The sequence below is a fragment of the Belnapia arida genome, from assembly GCF_016773205.1.
In the GTDB taxonomy this organism is placed as follows: domain Bacteria; phylum Pseudomonadota; class Alphaproteobacteria; order Acetobacterales; family Acetobacteraceae; genus Belnapia; species Belnapia arida.
Window position 1 is genome coordinate 15061 of sequence record NZ_JAETWB010000021.1, and the last position, 16738, is coordinate 31798.

Annotated in this window: 10 protein-coding genes and 4 pseudogenes; 1 reads left to right on the forward strand and 13 read right to left on the reverse strand. The window is 68.5% G+C overall.

What is annotated here, in order from left to right:
- Positions 1-53: 53 nt before the first annotated feature.
- A pseudogene (locus JMJ56_RS34105) lies at positions 54-137 on the forward strand (transposase); the annotation flags it as partial.
- A 54-nt stretch (positions 138-191) separates the two neighbouring features.
- Here the strand turns inward: JMJ56_RS34105 and JMJ56_RS24045 are convergent.
- From JMJ56_RS24045 to JMJ56_RS24105, 13 genes and pseudogenes are all read right to left on the reverse strand, one after another.
- Positions 192-503, reverse strand: a pseudogene (locus tag JMJ56_RS24045) (transposase domain-containing protein); the annotation flags it as partial.
- A pseudogene (locus JMJ56_RS24050) lies at positions 448-1518 on the reverse strand (IS481 family transposase). The pseudogenes JMJ56_RS24050 and JMJ56_RS24045, both read right to left, overlap by 56 nt.
- A gap of 61 nt (positions 1519-1579) precedes the next feature.
- Positions 1580-1974 (reverse strand): annotated as a pseudogene (locus tag JMJ56_RS24055) (transposase); the annotation flags it as partial.
- Between the two features lie 93 nt (positions 1975-2067).
- Entirely contained in the window at positions 2068-3366 is a 1299-nt protein-coding gene (locus tag JMJ56_RS24060) for a hypothetical protein (protein WP_202834312.1), read from the reverse strand.
- A 32-nt stretch (positions 3367-3398) separates the two neighbouring features.
- Positions 3399-4523, reverse strand: a complete 1125-nt coding sequence (locus tag JMJ56_RS24065) for a hypothetical protein (protein WP_202834313.1) — start codon at positions 4521-4523, stop codon at positions 3399-3401.
- Between the two features lie 20 nt (positions 4524-4543).
- Positions 4544-5287 carry an HAD family hydrolase gene (locus JMJ56_RS24070; RefSeq protein ID WP_202834314.1) on the reverse strand — a complete coding sequence of 248 codons (744 nt, stop codon included), beginning with the start codon at positions 5285-5287 and terminating at the stop codon, positions 4544-4546.
- Positions 5284-7374 (reverse strand): glycosyltransferase 87 family protein, encoded by a 2091-nt coding sequence (locus JMJ56_RS24075; RefSeq protein WP_202834315.1) that lies wholly within the window; start codon positions 7372-7374, stop codon positions 5284-5286. Before JMJ56_RS24075 ends, JMJ56_RS24070 begins: the two co-directional genes overlap by 4 nt.
- A gap of 8 nt (positions 7375-7382) precedes the next feature.
- Positions 7383-7973: a phosphatidylinositol-specific phospholipase C/glycerophosphodiester phosphodiesterase family protein gene (locus JMJ56_RS24080; protein WP_202834316.1), complete on the reverse strand. Its 591-nt coding sequence runs from the start codon at positions 7971-7973 to the stop codon at positions 7383-7385.
- Positions 7970-9679 carry an NTP transferase domain-containing protein gene (locus JMJ56_RS24085; RefSeq protein ID WP_202834317.1) on the reverse strand — a complete coding sequence of 570 codons (1710 nt, stop codon included), beginning with the start codon at positions 9677-9679 and terminating at the stop codon, positions 7970-7972. Before JMJ56_RS24085 ends, JMJ56_RS24080 begins: the two co-directional genes overlap by 4 nt.
- A 19-nt stretch (positions 9680-9698) precedes the next feature.
- A complete protein-coding gene (locus JMJ56_RS24090) occupies positions 9699-10685 on the reverse strand; it encodes a class II aldolase/adducin family protein (protein ID WP_202834318.1) in 987 nt (328 codons plus the stop codon).
- A 38-nt stretch (positions 10686-10723) separates the two neighbouring features.
- A complete protein-coding gene (locus JMJ56_RS24095) occupies positions 10724-12058 on the reverse strand; it encodes a hypothetical protein (protein WP_202834319.1) in 1335 nt (444 codons plus the stop codon).
- Between the two features lie 698 nt (positions 12059-12756).
- Positions 12757-15036 (reverse strand): family 16 glycosylhydrolase, encoded by a 2280-nt coding sequence (locus JMJ56_RS24100; protein ID WP_202834320.1) that lies wholly within the window; start codon positions 15034-15036, stop codon positions 12757-12759.
- Positions 15037-15222: 186 nt separating this feature from the next.
- Positions 15223-16719, reverse strand: a complete 1497-nt coding sequence (locus JMJ56_RS24105; RefSeq protein ID WP_202834321.1) for a hypothetical protein — start codon at positions 16717-16719, stop codon at positions 15223-15225.
- Between the last annotated feature and the right edge of the window lie 19 nt (positions 16720-16738).

Genomic DNA, 16738 nt, shown 5'->3' on the forward strand with positions numbered 1-16738 from the left:
TTGGGATGTGAACCAAGCGAAGCCGCGGCCGGATTGCCGAGATTGCCAGGAAGATGAGGCGCTACCCGTCTGATCTGACGGACGAGGAGTGGGCGCAGATCGCACCGTTGATGCCAAGGCCAAGCCGTCGAGGTCGTATCCATCCGGCCAAGGCTGCGGGTGTTGAGCGATGAGGTTTGACGCGGCGAGGGTCAGGCGGCGTTGGCTGTTTTGGTAGTGCGCGCTGCCTTCCAATGCCAGGACAGCAGCTCGTGCAAGCGGGATGCCAGGTGGTCAGCGATGCGGGCCAGCACGTCGGCGAGCCAGGCGCGCGGGTCGACGTCGTTCAGCTTGGCGGTGGCGATCAGCGAGTAGATCGCTGCGGCGCGCTCGCCGCCACGGTCGCTGCCGGCGAACATCCAGGCCTTTCTGCCAAGCGCCATGCCGCGCAGCTCGCGTTCGGCAGCATTATTTGTCAAGCAGATCCTGCTGTCTGTGAGGAAGCGGCTGAAGGCGTACCACCGGGTCGGGCCGTGGGTGCGGGCCATATTGGTCGAGGCTGTTTGGTCCCGGGATACGGTGGTGCGGATCATGGATGAACCTGGACGGCTCATCCGTCCAGGCTTTGCAGATGGCTTCGTAGGGGGTGAGGCCGCGTAAGGTCTTCAGCCGACGGGCAAGTTATAGGCGGCGACGAAGTCGGCGAGGTGCTGTCGGAGCTGGTCGTGGCTCTCGTAGTAGAACCGCTTGACTGTGGCATCCTTGATGGTGCGGTTCATGCGCTCGACCTGACCATTGGTCCAGGGGTGTCGAGGCTTGGTCAGCCTATGCTCGATGTCGAGCTCCGCGCAGGCGAACTCGAAGGCATGGCAGAGGAATGGCTGCTTGCTGGCCAGCATCTGCTTGATGTCTTGGGGCGTCCAGCCATCGCCTGTCGGTTCGGTGAAGTGCGTGCCGTTGTCGGTGAGCACGGTGTGGATCCTGTAGGGAACGGCTGCGGCGAGCGTTCGGAGGAAGTTGGCTGCAACCCGACGGGTGGCCTTCTCGTGCAGCTCGACGAAGGCGAACTTCGAAGTCCTGTCGATGGCAACAAGAAGGTACAGCTTGCCCTGCTCTGTCCGGACCTCGGCGATGTCGATGTGGAAATAGCCGATGGGGTAGCGCTTGAACTTCGAGCGGCTCGGCTTGTCACCCTCGGTGTCCGGCAGCCGGCTGATGCCATGGCGCTGGAGGCAGCGATGCAAGCTGGAGCGGGTGAGGTGCGGTAGGGTGGGCTGGAGGGCGTAAAGGCAATCGTCGAGCGGCAACAGCGTGTGACGGCGGAAGGCAACGACGACGGCCTCATCCTCGGCCGACAGGACCGTTGACCTAAGGTCCGGTGCGCAGATCGGAGACGGAGGTGCGCCTCCGCCATTTGGCCACGGTCTTGGGGTTGATCCCGTAGCGACTGGCGAGCCCCCTCAGGCTCTCTTGACTATTTTGTATCGCTCGACGGATCGCCGCTGTCGTTGTGGCGCTCCCGTGGCGAAACTGGCCCATAGCGCGTCCTTCCACGCCTGCTGGAAGACTGCACCATCAAAACTCGGGATCAAACATCTAGCGCATGACCGTGCCGGAAGACGTAGGGGAGGAAGACCCCGATTTGGCAATTCGTGATCTTGCCAGCCGAGCCGGTGTACTGCCGCGCGACGCCGCAGGACAGCTTGCCTGCTTGAGGAAACCCGTCTCGTCCACGACGAGCACGGCATCCGCATCGCCAAGCGTCTCCAGCGCATACTCGCGTACGACGTCCGCCTCCCATCGGCCCCGGCCGAGGATGGCCTGCTGCCGCCATGGGCCCGGGTCGCCTGCGGCCTCGGCCCGCATCCAGCCCGTCTTGCGCCGCTCGGCACCAAGCAGGCCATCGAGGAACAGCCCCGCCGAGCGCGCCATCCGCTCCTGCAGAAACAGGGGCCGCATTCGCGCCTTGGCCTCTCGCAGCGACGAGGCCCACAGCTACAACGCCACCTCGAAAGACGCACCCGCCATCGCGCTCGCTCCACGGCTCGAGCCAGCGGAGCAATGACCTCCAGAACCGCAACTGTAACGCTAAGATGCACCGCGCAGGTTGGGGAGCCCTTTTCGCGTACGATCTCGCAGCACTTGGCGCAGCAGAACCGCGTAGGAGACGGCCTCACAGCCATAAATGAGCACATACCCCGAGATGAAGGCCTCGAAGGTGCCACCCACCATCCATATTCCTGCAGAGAGCAACAGCATGGCGCCCAGCGTCGCCGAGGCACGATTCGCGAGCGGCAGTTGGAACCCCAGCGCCGCGAGCAGGCCGCCGCTGGCCGTTTGGACTAGCATGAAGGCGAGCATTATGCAGATGTGCAAGCGCATCCACGGTGAGACGAGTCCAGCCGTGTCGAGCAGCCGGGAGAAGATCTCGTCGCCGTAGAGGCCGACGGCGGCGATGGCGGCCAGAAAGGGCACGGACAGGAGCAGCAGCGTAATGCCAACAAGCCGACGCAGTCCGACCGCTGCCGCACCGTGGTACAGCCGGGTTTGCGCCGGCAGCATCGCTTCTACCCCCGCCATGTATGCAGTGATGCCGAACCGCGTCACCTTGAAGAACATGTCAAAAGCGACAACGGTGGCGGGGCTGCCGAAGGCTAGCATGAGGTAGCCGTAGGGGAAGGCATAGATCAAAAACTCGCATAGGGCGAGGCGCGCCGATGCGCGGATCGCGCCCACGTCAGCGCGGAGGTCCCGTAGGCCCGCGCCCAACTGCGTGCCGGCCAACACCCCGGCCATCTGGACCGCCGCCAGCAGCGCGCCAAGCGCTAGGAGGATTACAACGAGGTTGGCGACTGCATAGGTCCCGAGCGGCACGCCGAGTTGCAGCGAAACCGCCAGCAGCAGTTGTAGAAGCCGGCGCGCGAAATCCACCTGCTCGGCGAGCAAGAAGGCGTCGTGAGCGTTCAGTGCAGCTTTCAGAATGGTTATCGGTAGCACCAAGACTGCCGCCGTGAAAAATAGCACGAGGGCCGGCCGCGACCCCGCTACGCCGATTCCGAGTCGCCAAGTGGCCACGGCGAAGACGCCCGCAGCCAGTGTCGCCAAACTGAGATAGATGCAGAAGCTCGCCGCTGCAGCACTACGTGTAGCTGCATTTGTCGTGCCGCCGCGGCCGATGAAGTCGCTCCTCAGTCGCGCGAACAGCCGGACTGACAGCCCCAAATCCGCCTGCAGGACGAGCGCGGCCACGGCAAGCACGACGGTGAAGACAGCGTACTCCTCAATCCCGACCACGCGGACTAGGCTGTACGTAAGCGCGAAGGTCCAGGCGGTAGCCAGTGCCGTGTTGGCAGCTTTCAGCAGGACAAAGATGGCGGAATGCCGCATGACGGCCAGCCCGGCGGGTGATGGCACGCCGCTCAGCGCCGGCCGAGCAACATGTCGAGGTGATGCCGCATGCGGTGTCCGAAGGCATAGGCGCCGAACTTCGCAGCGCGGGCGAGCCACTCCGCGCCGGCCGGGAGGCCCGTACTACGCAGATTGTTCACAGAGGACCGGGCGGCCGCGTCCGGCGCCAGGTCAAGCAGGAAGCCGGCCGCCAACAGGCGATGCGACCATTCGAGGTCCTCGCCCTCGTCCCAGGCTACCTCGTCATGGAGCGGGCAAGCCGCATGCACATCACGCCGGACCATGAAGACGCCCCCGTCGATGTACGGCGCGCCGAGCCGGTACAGGTCTAGCCAGCGCCGCGCCGGCATGCGGCGCAGGTTGCAGGGGACGCGCTCCGGCGCGTAGCCCGTGAGCCCGGAATCGTGGACACCGAGCGAGAGGTAATCCACGGCCTTGCCGCCGCCCTCCGCCATTACCCGGGGCGTCGCCACCTCGAACTCGGGAAGCACGTTCGCCAGGCAGCGCTCGCCGAGGGAGATGCGTGTATGCATGACGATCACGCGCGGCCCGCGCAGCTGGCGGATGAGATCGTTCTTCTTTCGGCCGATCATCACCCGTGCGCCCGGCGGCATCTCGAAGGCGTGGTAGCGGATTGAGCGGTGGCCGGTGACGCAGTCTGCCGCGGCGGCCGGGCCGCTCACCACGATCTCGCCGCCGTTCTCGGGCCGGAGCTCGGGCTGCCTGAGGAGCGACTCGACGCAGGCGAGCAAGCGCGGACGTTCTTCTGCCCGGCCCGAGAACACAACCCCGGCGCCCCATCCCGGCGGGGTGGGTGGCGCCGTCCTCTCCAGCTCAATCTCTCGAGACGCCACGTCGAGCCGAACCGGCGCGGCGTAGGGCGCGAGCAGCTTGAAGGTCCACTGGCGCATGATTTTGAAGGAGACGAAGTGCGGCCAAAGGTCGTAGACGTCCGGCGCGTCGTCGCGGACCAAAATCCGACCGCCGGGCCGCACCGCCCAGGCGGCGTATTTGAGCGCGTGCGGCATCAAGTTGCGGTGCTTCAGCCGGCCGGTCCGGATGACCACGCGCGCGAGCCCGCGCATGGTCCTGAGCGCATAGAGGTCGCCCCGCCGCTCGGCGACGAACTCTGTCATGTGTTCTCTCTCCCCTGCCGCTACGCCGCCAGGGCGCCGCGGAGCCAAACCCGCAAAGCGGAAAACTTGCGGAACACCGCGTCCGCGCCGGCATGCGGGGTACATGGCCCGTCCTCGGTGAGCCTCTGCAGCGTCGCCACGTTCAACACCTCCTTGCTCGCCTCCACGTCGCACTCGGCATCGCCGATGCACCAGACGCGCTCGCGGGGATCCAGCCCCAGCTTCGACATGGCGAGGGAGAACGGCACGCCGCCCGCCTTGTCTACGCCGGCCTCCTCGGAGGTCACGACAACGTCGAAGTAGCGGTCGATCTCGAAGTAGACTAGCTTCCGGAACTGGATCTGCGCGGTGAGATCGGTGACGCAGGCGAGCGGTAACCCCGCCGCGCGCAGCTCGATCAGCGTCTCCTCGGCGCCGGGCAGCAGCCGCGCGCGGGCAAGCAGAGTGCGCCAGTAGGTCTGTTCCAGGTCAAGCGCGATCGCCACCTGGCTGTTCAGGCCAAGCGCCTCCAGGGTGCCCTGAAAGTAGAGCAGCCGGCTGTGCGAGCTGGCGGTCCTGCCGAGCCGCCGTTTCACCGCGTCCCGCGCCGACCGGAAGGCGTCCTCGAAGGCGTCCGGCCTGACGTTGAGCGATACGCGCGCCTTCTCGCGCACAGCGGCCATGGCCGCCCGGTGCGGCCCCTCATAGCCGTAGAGCGTGTCGTCGAGATCGATCAGGACGGCGCGGGGCCGCTCGCCGAACGCCGCCGGCGCGATCAGCCTCATTGGCGCGACTCCTGCATGCGCTTAGGGGAATGCCGGGCGAGTTGCATGAGGACGAAGAGCTGCATGATGCCGGTCAGGCCGGGCTGCCAGGCCGGGCTCCACGCAAGCAGCTCGGACAACATGGGGAACAGCTTCAGCACCACGACCTGCAGATCCTCCCCGCTCACATCCTCGCCGGCGATGGTGAGCTCCACCCCGTGCCCGCCGGCCTCGACCGCGACGTCCACCTGCGCGCCACAGACCGCCCCGAGATGCCGCACGACGCGCTCGTGCCCGACGGCGTCGTGCAGCCGCACGCGCAACAGCAGAGGGATCCGCCCCGTCGTGGCCCAGTCGGCGAGGCCGGCGCGGTCGGCGGGCAGCAACGCGAAGACGATGTCGGCGTGCGCGCGCTGCGGCTGGACGAAGCGCTCGTAATCCGGTCGGCGCCGCTCGAGCGAGGCGAGAACGCGCTCCACCGGATGGCCGCGCTCGCGCACGTCGCGGCGGATCTTGAAGAACCGGCGGAGCTCGTCGTCCATGTCGAGATAGATTGCGAGGTCGAGGCTGGCGCGCAGCGCCGGCGAGTAGAGCGCGTGCAGGCCGGTCACCAGCACCACGTCGGTCGCCTTGATCCGGCGCCGCGGCGTGAAGAGCCCGGTGGCATGGTCGTAGTGCCGGCAGAGGATCGGCTTCCAGCCCAGCAGCGATTGGGCGTCGCGCGCCATGCCGTCGAGGTCGTTGGCCCGAGGGTCGAGATGCGTCAGCGACTGCCACAGCCGGCCGTGGCGTTCGAACAGGTGGTAGTCGTCGCCGGACAGGTTCGTTACCGCGCCGCCGCCGAACAGCCCCGCGATCGCCAGGGCGAGGGTGTCCTTCCCGGTGCCGCTGTCGCCGGCGATCGCGATCGCCAGCGGCCGTTGCGACAAGCGGAAGAAGTCGTTCTCTTCGAGCCCGTGGCGTAGCATCGTGACGGCGAGGACGAGCCCGACGGCGGAGGTCGCCGTGTAGGCGAGGCCGGCGAGGTGCTCCGCGACCGGGCCGGTCCCGGGCAGCCATGGCGGAACCGGCCCCGCCATGCCGATCAGGGGCAGGGCGGGCCCGGGTTCCGTTAGCAGCCGGTGCAGCACGAAAGCAATGGCGAAGACCGTCGCCAGGGCCACGCCGCGCGCTCCGGCCCTCGTCTGGTAGGCGACGACGAAAGGCAGGACCCAAACATACCACCCGGTCGAGGCGGGCGTGAGGAGGAGGATGACGAAGTAGACTGCGCCCAGCACGGCGTGCAGCAGGTCGAAGCTCATGCGTCCGACGCGCCAGGCGCCGTAGAGCAGCAGCAGGTAGGCGAACGGCATGACATGAAGCGTCTGCCCCGGCGCGAGCGGCACCGTCATCCCGAGGATGCTGTCCACCTCCGCGCTCGCCAGCAGCATCGCCTGGACGCCGCCGGAGAGCAGAAGGAGGGGGGCCTGCAGCGCCAGCGCCAGGGCGAGGCAGGGGATAGTGAACGCCGCCAGCGTGTCGCGGTGCCGGCGATGGCTCCAGAGGAAGATCGCCATGAAGGGCAGCAGGGCGAGCGCGCTGATGTTCGCCCCTATCGCGGCGCCCAGGAGCGCGCCGGCCGCCCGCGGTCGGCCCTCGCGCAGCACAAGGAGCGAGGCGGTGACGAGTGCCGTCGGTACGATGTCCACCTCGCCGAAGTAGTAGGTGGCGACAAGCACGATCGGCGACAGCCAGTAGAAGGCCACAACGCGGTCCGCCGCGCCGTCGTGCAGGCGCCGCAGCAGGACCAGCATCGCGAGGTCGGCCAGGACGAGGCTCAGGCCGAAGCAGATCTGCGCGAGCGCCCCGCCGCCGCCCGCCGCGCGGTCGGCCAGCATGCCGAGGCCGACGAAGGGCGCGTGGTAGGCGACCATGACCGGCCCGTAAAGGAACGCGAGCGGATCGCCCCCCGTGCTCAGCCACTGCGTCCAGGGATCGAGGCTGGGCGCCGCGAGGCCCTGCCGGAGAAAGGGCGTGAACCCCTCCGCCTGGACGGGCGGCACCAGCAACAGGACAGCCACGAGCCGCAGCAGGAGCCCCGCGGCGAAGCGGGGGTCGTGACGGAGCAAGGGCGGGATCAGCGCCAGCGCTCCGGGGTCTTGGTGCAGATCGCCTCGGCGACAATCCCCTCCTCCGCCAAGTGCCGGCGCATCGCGGAGACCTCGGACGGGTCCGTGCGTCCCTGCAGCTCGGGCGAGACGAGGCACAGGCGCATTCCGGCGTCCCGCAGCCGTCCCGCAGCGGCACGGTCGAGCGGGAAGCGCGAGAAGCAGTCCACCCAGACCCAGTCCACCAGGCCAGCGAGGCTGAGCGCGGTGTCGATCGACTCGTACTCGGAGACTCGCACCGCGCAGCGCCGCTCTCCCCGCCGCGCGGTGCGCACCAGGAAGGGAAAGGACTGGTCGAGGAAGAAGAAGTCCCGGATGCCGCGCTGGTTCATTAAGGCCAGCAGCCGCTCCTCCAGCCCCTCCTCCTTGACGTTCAGGATCAGCGTGCCGTGCCGGTACGCCGCCAGCCAGGCCTCGAAGTCGGGCGCATCCTCGACGAAGGGATCGTGGTGGACCACGAGGCGCCTGCCCTGGCTCCGGATGTCCACCTCGACGCCCAGGTCAGCCGACGTCTTCGCAAGCTGGGCGAGCGTGTTCCGGCGGTGCGCCACGATGATCATCGGCCGGGATCCTGCAGGGTGGCGGCGAGGGTGATGGCGCGCGCGGTCCAGTCGTCGGCGCGGGCCGGCCGCGGCTCGGGCGACGGGCGCGCGGCGTATTCGGCGGCGAGGCCCGCCATGGCATGCTCCGGGACGCGGCTGTCACGCTGCAGCCGGTAGGGATGCCGATCCCATTTGTGGAAGCAGGACTGCCAGTACTGGAAAGTGCGGAGCTCGTCCGGCGTGCCCCAACCGAGGTAGTGGTCGATCTCCAGAAGACGGCAGTCGAGCCCCAGGGCAATCGCATCGTTGATGCAAGTGTCGAGGTAGAACTCGCCCTTGACGCGGGCGTCCCGCCCGATCATCCGGCGCACCGCCGCGGCGAGGTCGCGTGCGCGGCGGAAGGTGAAGGCGCCCACCACGATCGGGTCCGTCGCCGGGTCGAAGAGCGGTTCCTTCACCGCCACGCGCTGGATGCGTCCAGCCGGGTCGGCCGCGATCCAGCCGTAGCTCGACGGCCTGCGCCGCGCTTCGGGGTGGCCCCGCACGCCCCAGACCAGCACGTCCGGCCCGCCCGGCGCCAGCAGCTCCGCAAAGCGCCGGGGCGGGTAGAGCATGCCGTTGTCGCAGGCCCCGATGGTCAGCGGCTCCTCCGGGTCGAGCCCGTCCAGCCCGAGCAAGCAGGTGCGGGCTTGGCCGTCCGTTAGGCCGTCGAGCAGCACGACCTCCGCCCCCTCTGCCTGCAGGGCGGCGCCGATGCTGTCCGCCGCCGGGAGGTCCCGGCGCAGGATCGCGCGCAGCGTCGGCGCGCGCGGCAGGTCGGCCGTCGCCTGCAGCGCCATCGGCCGCCCGGAGACCGGGATGAGCGGCTTTGGCGCGGCATATCCCTCCGCGCGGAACCGCTGCCCCGCGCCGGCCATCGGCACCAGGACGGCGCCGCGCTGCTCCGGCCGGGTCGGAGGATCCGCCAGCGCGGCGAAGGCCGCCGACCAGCGGCGGTACTCCTCGAGGTCGGCCGGAGTCCCCCACTGCATGAAGTGTTGCAGTTCGTACACGGCGACCGGCAGCCCGGCATCGAGGAGCGGGCGGTACGCCAGGCTGACGTAGAACTCTCCGCTGACCGAGAGCTCCTGCCGGCATGCTGCCTCGAACGCCGCCCGCATCAGCGACGCGGTCGCGAAGTAGTAGGTCCCGCTGGACGCGTACTCGGCCATCGGCTGGTCGGTGAAGGGCTGCTTCTCCTGGATCGCCCGGACCCAGCCGCGCTCATGCCGAAGGTAGGCGTAGAAGGTGGAGCCAAGCGAGTGCGGGTGGAAACCGGCATAGGCGGGGATGGCGCCCGCGCAGTTGGTGCGGCGGACGAAGTCGGCGAAGTTGGGCCACGACCAGTAGCAGGCGAAGTCGCAGTAGTTCACCACCACGGGCCGGTCCGGGTCCAGCATGTCGGCGGCCTGCATCACTGCATGGACCGGCCCGAAGCGGTGCGGCGGAATGGCGACGATCCGGCCGCCCGGGCACAGGTCCCGCAGGATCCGCTCCATGCCGTACTCCGGCTCGGCCAGGTGGTCGGCGTTGCAGATGAAGGTGACGTCCGTCTCGCCTGGGAAGAGGTCGAGCACGTGGGCGATGATCGGCCTGCCATCCACCTCGATGAGCGGCTTCGGCACTTGATAGCCCGCGCGGCGGAACCGCTCGCCGAAGCCCGACATCGGGATCACGATCTGCATTCGGGGCCAGCTCCTCGGGTCAGGACGGTTGTCGGCCGAGCGACCGGCGGTAGCGCTCGGCCTCCCAACCCAGCAGCTCGGCTTCCTGCCCGCGCGTCAGCGTCCGGACGGACCAGTCCGGCGAGAGCCGCGCCGCCACGAGGCCGAAGCAGGCCAGCATCTCGTCCACCGCGTGCCCACCGCCGGCCTTCACCAGCGCCCCTGCGCCGGGGACCAGCACGCAAGGCGGCATGGCGGACAGCACCGCAGCCATCCCGTCGGGCGAGGCGAGGATGGGCATCGGCGAAGCGCCGAGGAAGACGACGTGGTCGGGATAGAGCGCCCCGCGGCGCGCCAAGCGCAGGCTGTCCAGGTCCGTAGCGCCCCAATGCGCCTCCGCCGGCATCGCCGGGCGGTACGCCCCCTGCGAGGCGGCCGCGAGCTGCGCGAGCCTGTCCTCGTCGGCCGGCGGCGCGGCGCGGGCCGGAACGGCCAGCCGCGCCTCGACCTCCGCGAGCAGGGCGGCGGCGCGCCCGACATCCTCGGCCGCCACGACCAGCCCATGGTTCTGAAGGAGCAGCACCTCGGGCATGCCCGTCATGGCGGCCTGCGCGGCGCGCGTCAGCGGCAGGCCCGGGCGTGCATAGGGAACCCAGGCCCAGTCCAGGCCCGCCAGCCGCCCCGCCACGACGCCTGCGGCGTCCCGCCGCACGGCATGCGCGATCGCGTTGACCGAGTGCACATGCAGCACCACGCGCTGCGGCAGCACGGCGTGGAGCGTCGCCTCGATCGAGGGCCGCAGCGTCTCGTCACGCACGAGGCGAGTCCCCGGCCCGGGCTCGACGCCGCCCGCCACGCAACGGAGCACGGCGGCACGGTCGAGCGCCACGAAGACGCGGTCCTGTGTCGCGTCCGCCAGCCAGACGCCCGACGCCTTCACCCAGAGCTCCCCGCCGTGCCCTTTCAGCGAGGTGTTGCCGCCCGCGCCCTGGATGAGCGTGCGGTCGCTTCCGATCTCCGCCGACACGGCGTGAAGCACCCGCAACTCAGCGTTGCATGCCAGGCTCATCGCGCCGCCCTCGCGGCCCGACCCGGTCCGCGCATCCCGGATCCCGCTATCCCGGGCCCGGCTCTTCCGGCCATGGTAATCCGTGGGCATGCCGCCGACCCGGGCTGCTTCGGCAGCACGCAGAGGACTAGGATCAGCACGTGCAGCCGCGCATCGAGCAGCATGCCGCCGAAGGTGAAATAGCCGATCACGAGCGCCAGGCTAACCCAGCCGGAGGGCGACCCGGCCACGACGGCGGCGAAGAACATCGGCCAGAAGGCTAGGGAGCCGATCAGCCCATATTCAAGAAGCAGCTTGGCCCATGCCGGGTCATGCGCCTCGAACAGCGCTGTGCGGGCAATCGGCAGGTAGCTGCCGGGGCCGAGGCCGATCAGCGTGTCCGTCCAGGAAGCCAGCACCTGCTCGCGAATCAGATAGGCGCCAGCGATGAAGCGCGCATGCGCGCTGGTGTTCTCGGAGCCGAACTCGCTTAGGCGGTTCGCGATGTAGCCGCCGCTCAGCGTCTCAACCAGGGTCACGAGCGCCGCCAAGGCGAAGCAGCCGCCGATGATTGCGACATAGCGGCGCCGCGCGATCAGCCACACGGGCAGCAGGATGAGGAGCATCAGCGGGCCGGTCCCTGAGAAAGCGAAGGGCAGCGCGAACGCGTAGGCTGCCAGACGCGCCGTGACACCGCGGAACAGAAACTCGGCGGCGATGGCTAGGCAGAGGTACTGAGAATAGATCGACGGCTCGAGGAAGAAGAAGCCGTTAGCCTTGAAGTAGGGCGACTGCCAGTGCAGAGGGTTCGCCGTATTGAAGTTGGGCACCAGGAACTGACTAGGTACGAAGCTGCCGAATGTGAACAGGTCGTCTGGGCCAATGGCAAACTGGAGGAAGAACTGCGCGGTGCCGCAGATCGCCGTGACCAGCACCATGCGTTGGAAAGCTTCCACGCACTTCTCGAATACGTCGCTGGGGTCGCGAAGCGACACCGTGAAAGCCGCATACATGACAATGAGGAGGCCAAGCGAGCCAATTGAGGCGCGGCCGTCATTCAGGGCCGTCGCCGCCAACCCGACCGCGACCAGCAGTAGCACCAGTGCCGCGCGGACCGGGTCGACGCGGAGGAACCCGCACAGGCCGAGATAGCCTACCACCGCGAGCGTGACGAAAAGGTTTAGCGCGATCCCGCCGGAAACGGGCAGTGCGAGGCGCTGCAGGAAAATCGATGCGAACAGGGCGGCGACGAGCAGACGCCGCACGACGAGCTGCTCCGCTTCCTCGCCGGCCGGCACGGCCGTGCCGGGCAGGGGCAGCCAGGCGGCACCGCCTGGGATCACGCCGGCCAACCGGCGCATCAACGCGGCGGCGCCGGCGCTTCGCGCGCCGGGGACCGCAGCTGGCCGGCGAAACGCGTGGCAAGCCTCTGGGGCCTAGCATACAGCCTGCGGGATTCAGCCGCCATGGTGCCGCATCCTGGGCCCGTACCGATGGATGGCTGTCGCAGCTAGAAGAGCCGTCCACGGCCTCGTTTTTGGGAGAACGCCGGTTACGATCTTTGGCATGAGCCGGTCGGCGCGCCCCAAGGGCAACGGCTGAAAGCTGCGCGTCATATCGTGGAAGCCAGCTCCGCACATTCAAACTGCAAACGCCGCCCAGAACGGCACGAGGAGAGCAGAGTTCAATTTGAGAGAGAACGCAAGTCACCAGGGATGTGCAGCGGAGTATCCGCAACATAAATCAGGGCGAAATAATGTTTAAGTTTTCAACTTATTGGCATAATTCAAGTTTCTAGGTTGAGGTGGACTCGCTCTGAAACCGGAAGACGCGTCGGTCGGCCCCGGCCGGACGATCAACGTTACCAATTTTGCTTGCTTCACGATTTTGGGAAATACGCCTTCGTCGACGTAGATTCAAGTGCCGGGCTCTGCCGGCGGTGCCGCAAGCTGGGTTTCGGTCGCTTGCGGTGACGCGATGGCGCGGTTGCGCCGCGCGCGGTTCTTTTCAAACCGATGTCAGCCCGGGACGCCGCCGACCCGCGACGGCGTTAGCCAAGGACGATATCCGCCGCCGCGAGGACGCGCAGGTTTGCCAGAAACAGGTGGCCTCCGTGATCGGCGATGCTCACCAGCGTACCGGACACCCCGTCGATGACGGCCGCGGAAATCCTGATGTCGGCGCGGTCCAGGCCGCCGTCGAGGCGGATCCGGTCGGTGCCGGAGGCGAAGTCCCACACGGTGTAGTGGCCGGTGTCGAGTGCGATGACGAAGGCATCGCTGCCGGCGCCGCCGACGACATGGCCGCCGCCAGAGCCGGCGAAGAAGGTGTCGTCCGCGCCGGCGCCGGTGACCACGCAGTCGCCGGGGCCGGCATGCACCACCAGCTTCACCATGCCTTGCGCCTTGACGGTGTCGTAGCCCCCGTCCAGCGTGACCTCCGCCGTGGAGTTCCGCCCGTCATAAGCGGCATTCCAAAGACGCCCGTTCCCGCCGGAACGCTCGGCATCCAGCGTGCTCACCCCGACTGCCGTCACCAACACCGTGTCGTTCCCGTCGCCGGTCGCAACCCGCATCGTATTGCCCACTCGGCCGTCGTTGCTGTGGGCGGCCCAGGTGAACCTGTCGTCGCCGCTGCCGAGCGCGACGGCGCCACGCTTCGCGCCGACGACGAGCACCTCGGTCCGTGTCGTGGCGACACCGAAGTCGAGGTTGACCTCCACGAAGTTGTCGTAGGCGAGGCGGAAGGCATTGTCCTGCGCCCAGCTGGCGGGCGCGGACCGCACGCTCCCGACGCAGTTCCAGTCGCGCGGGCAGAGCGTGGTCGTGTAGGTCTGCGTGTCGTAGGTGGCGAGGCCCACCGTCACGCCGGCCTGCGCGGCGGAGAGTGCCGTGGCGCCGAAGGTGGCGGCGGGAGCCGGCGCGACATGCCCGGCAAACTCCGGGAACTGAGAGGCACGGATCCAATCGATGTGCATCGTGGCCGTGCTCACGCCATCGGCCGGCCCTGGCCAGCTGCCCGGCCCGCCCACGGCGAGGTTGGCCAGCATGTACATCGGCTTGCCGAGCATGTCCGCCGGCGTCGCCGTGTGGAACATCTCCACGCCGTCGACGTACCAGCGAATCTCCTCCGGGCGCCAGCTGACGCCGAAGGTGTGGTAGCCGGCGGAAAGATCAGCGCCCGTCGTGCCGCCGTTGTTGACCGTCCGATGCATGCCGTCCGCCTCGGTCACGACGCCGCCGAAGAAGGTGTTGGGGTCGTTGCCGAGCACCTCCATGACGTCAATTTCCGGCGGCCAGCTGAGGTCGGCGGGCAGCAGCCAGAAGGCGGGCCAGAACCCCGCCCCCTTCGGCAGGTCGGCCCGAATCTCGAAGTAGCCGTAGGTCTGGTCGAAGGTCGTCTTCGTGGTGATCAGGCCGGAGGTGTAGGTGAGCCCGTCTGGCAGGCCCGATTTCGGCGCGGCGGTGATGTCGAGCGCGCCGTTGCGTACTGCGAAGGGACTCACGCCGGTCGAGGCGTCGGAATAGTACTCGGCCTCATTGTTGCCGGAGAGGGTCCGCTCCCCGAACCACGGATAGGTCGTGCTCCAGACCGCGGCCCCGGTCACGGGATCGCGGCCCCGTGGCGCAGAGGCGAAGCTCGTGAAGTCGTCGAAGAAGGTCTGCTTCAGGCCCGCAAGGGATGGGGGAAGCTCGAAGTCGCGCGCGGTGAAGTCGGAAACCTTGTGGTTGCGGAGCAGCAGCCTGTCCTGCCCGAGGCTTAGCACGACGTCGGCGCCGACCTGCGTAAGGGCCGAAGTGACGGCGGCGAAGCTGGTCGGCTGGGCTGCGCCGCGCAGGTGGATGCGGTCCACCCCGGCCTGGAAATCCGTGATGACGTCGGAGCCGGTGCCCTGCGCGACGATAAAGCAGTCGGCGCCGGCGCCGCCGGTCAGCACGTCGTGGCCTGCGCCCCCATCGAGAGTCTGCGATCCGCTGCCGGCGGTAATCCAGTTCGCCAGCGCATTGCCGGTGCCAGCGCCGCCCGCCGTCTGGATAACGAGGTTCTCGACGTTGTCCGGCAGCACGAGGCGCGGCGCGTTCGAGACGGCAGTGTCCGTCCCGCCCAAGGTCTGCTCGACGATGCGGTCGCCGCTCTCCCAGAGGGAGTAAATATCGTCGTCGGCGTTGCCGGAGAGCGTGGCGGCTCCTCCCGGGCTGTAGATCGCGTCCGCGCCGCTGCCGCCCTGCAGCAGCGATCCGCGCGGCGCGCCGGTGATCCAGTTGGTCGGCGCCGCGCTCTGCCAAAGTGTCGTTCCGACGTAGTTGACTGCCGATTGCGACTGGCCCATGACGTACGAGTTCTCCGATTTATCGCGGAATCGTGAGAACCGATAGCTTGTTTATATTGCTTGGATGTTGACGGGCACTTTGTGCGTTTTCCTAACGAAAGCACAGTTCGAACAGGCCGGGAATGGGCCGATGCACCGGGGCGCGGCACGTCCGTCGCCCCGCATCGACCGGTCACGCGTGGGATTTCAGGTGACGTGCGACCAGTGCGATCCGTCGAAGCGGAAATGCGCGCGGCTGCCGGGCGCAGCGAGGCGCAGCAGCGTGCGTCCGTCGTGGTTCTGCACGCGCGCTTCGGGAAGCCCCGGCGGCCCGGCTTCGCGGATCACCGTCACCAACGCGCCGGTCGGGACCGGCAGCGCCGCGCCGGGCCCGTCAGCTCGTACTCGGTTGCTCAGGACCACGACGCAGCTGCGCAACGGGATGGCCGGGCACACCAGCACGGCATCCGCGTGGTACCCGTAATGCGTGTGGTCCGGCCCCACCGCCAGCCGGCCGCCACGCAGCGTCGAGAACAGCGCCCCGCGCCGGTACTCCTCCAACAATCCGGGCACCGGCTCCGCGATGCGGTCGTCCAGTGTGACAGATAGCTGGTTGTCCCCCGCATCGTCCGTCACCGAAATGTCGGAGAGCCGCACCTGCGGTTCCGCATCGACCGGGCCGCCGGCCGCGATGCCGACCACCCGCAGCGGCCGCCGGACGCGCGACGCGGCGTTCCATTCGAGATGCAAGCCGTTCGCGGTGAGCCGGTTCTGCCCCCAGAGCTTGCAGAGCGCCGCTTCCCCCTCGCCTTGCGCCGCGTCCGTGGAGATCTCCTGGAAGGTGCAGGCGGAAAGCTGCGCCTCGGCGTTGGCGAGCCGGAGGAGGGCGGGCTGCCGGCCGGTCAGCTCCAGACCTTCGAAGTGGCACGACAGGAAGGTCAGGTTCCGCACGTTCTCTAGTTGCAGCATCGTGCGGCCGCTCGCCCATTCGAAGTTGCACTGCTCGAAGACGCCTTCCTGTTGCGTGCCGCGCCCGTCAAGCAGCATCAGCCCGGCGGCGACGGGCCGCGGTCCCGGCGGGCTTCCGGACTGCTTGACATAGACGTTCTGGAATAAGTTGCCGGACCCGAAAATCGAGAGGTTCAGCACGCAGTGCCCAGCACCGGCGATGTGGAGGTCGCGTAACGTGTTGCTGAAGAAGCCGGTTGCGGTCCGGCCGGAGGTCACATGCAGGCCGCGAAAGGCATCTGCCGAGGATCCCCGCTCGTCATAGGCCGGGGAGACGAAGCCGTCCTCGATGACGCAGCCGGTCAGCAGGCCGAGCCGCAGCGCCGTGGAGCGCGGCTGGCCGTGCTGGTGGCGGGCATAGTCCAGGCGGAAGCCACTCAGCCGTAGCCGACCAGTGTAGGTCCTTCCGTGCTGGGTGTCGCCCACCGACAGGATCGGCGCATTGTCGGCGAACTGGCGGATGTGCGAGGCGGTGGAGCCCTGCCAGCGGAAAGCGTCGGCTGCCGGCACCACTAGGCCCAATTCGCTCTCGATCTCAAACAGGCCGGGCTCGAGCTCGAAGAAGCGGCCGGCGGAGGCCGCGCGGTCTACCGCGGCTTGCAGCGCGGCGGCGTTGCGCACGCGCGCGGCGCGTCCGATATGCGCGCCGGCCGTCACGCCGGGCCATCGGCTCGCGACAACGGTGCCCTGCAGCAAAATCGGCGCGGAGCGCGGA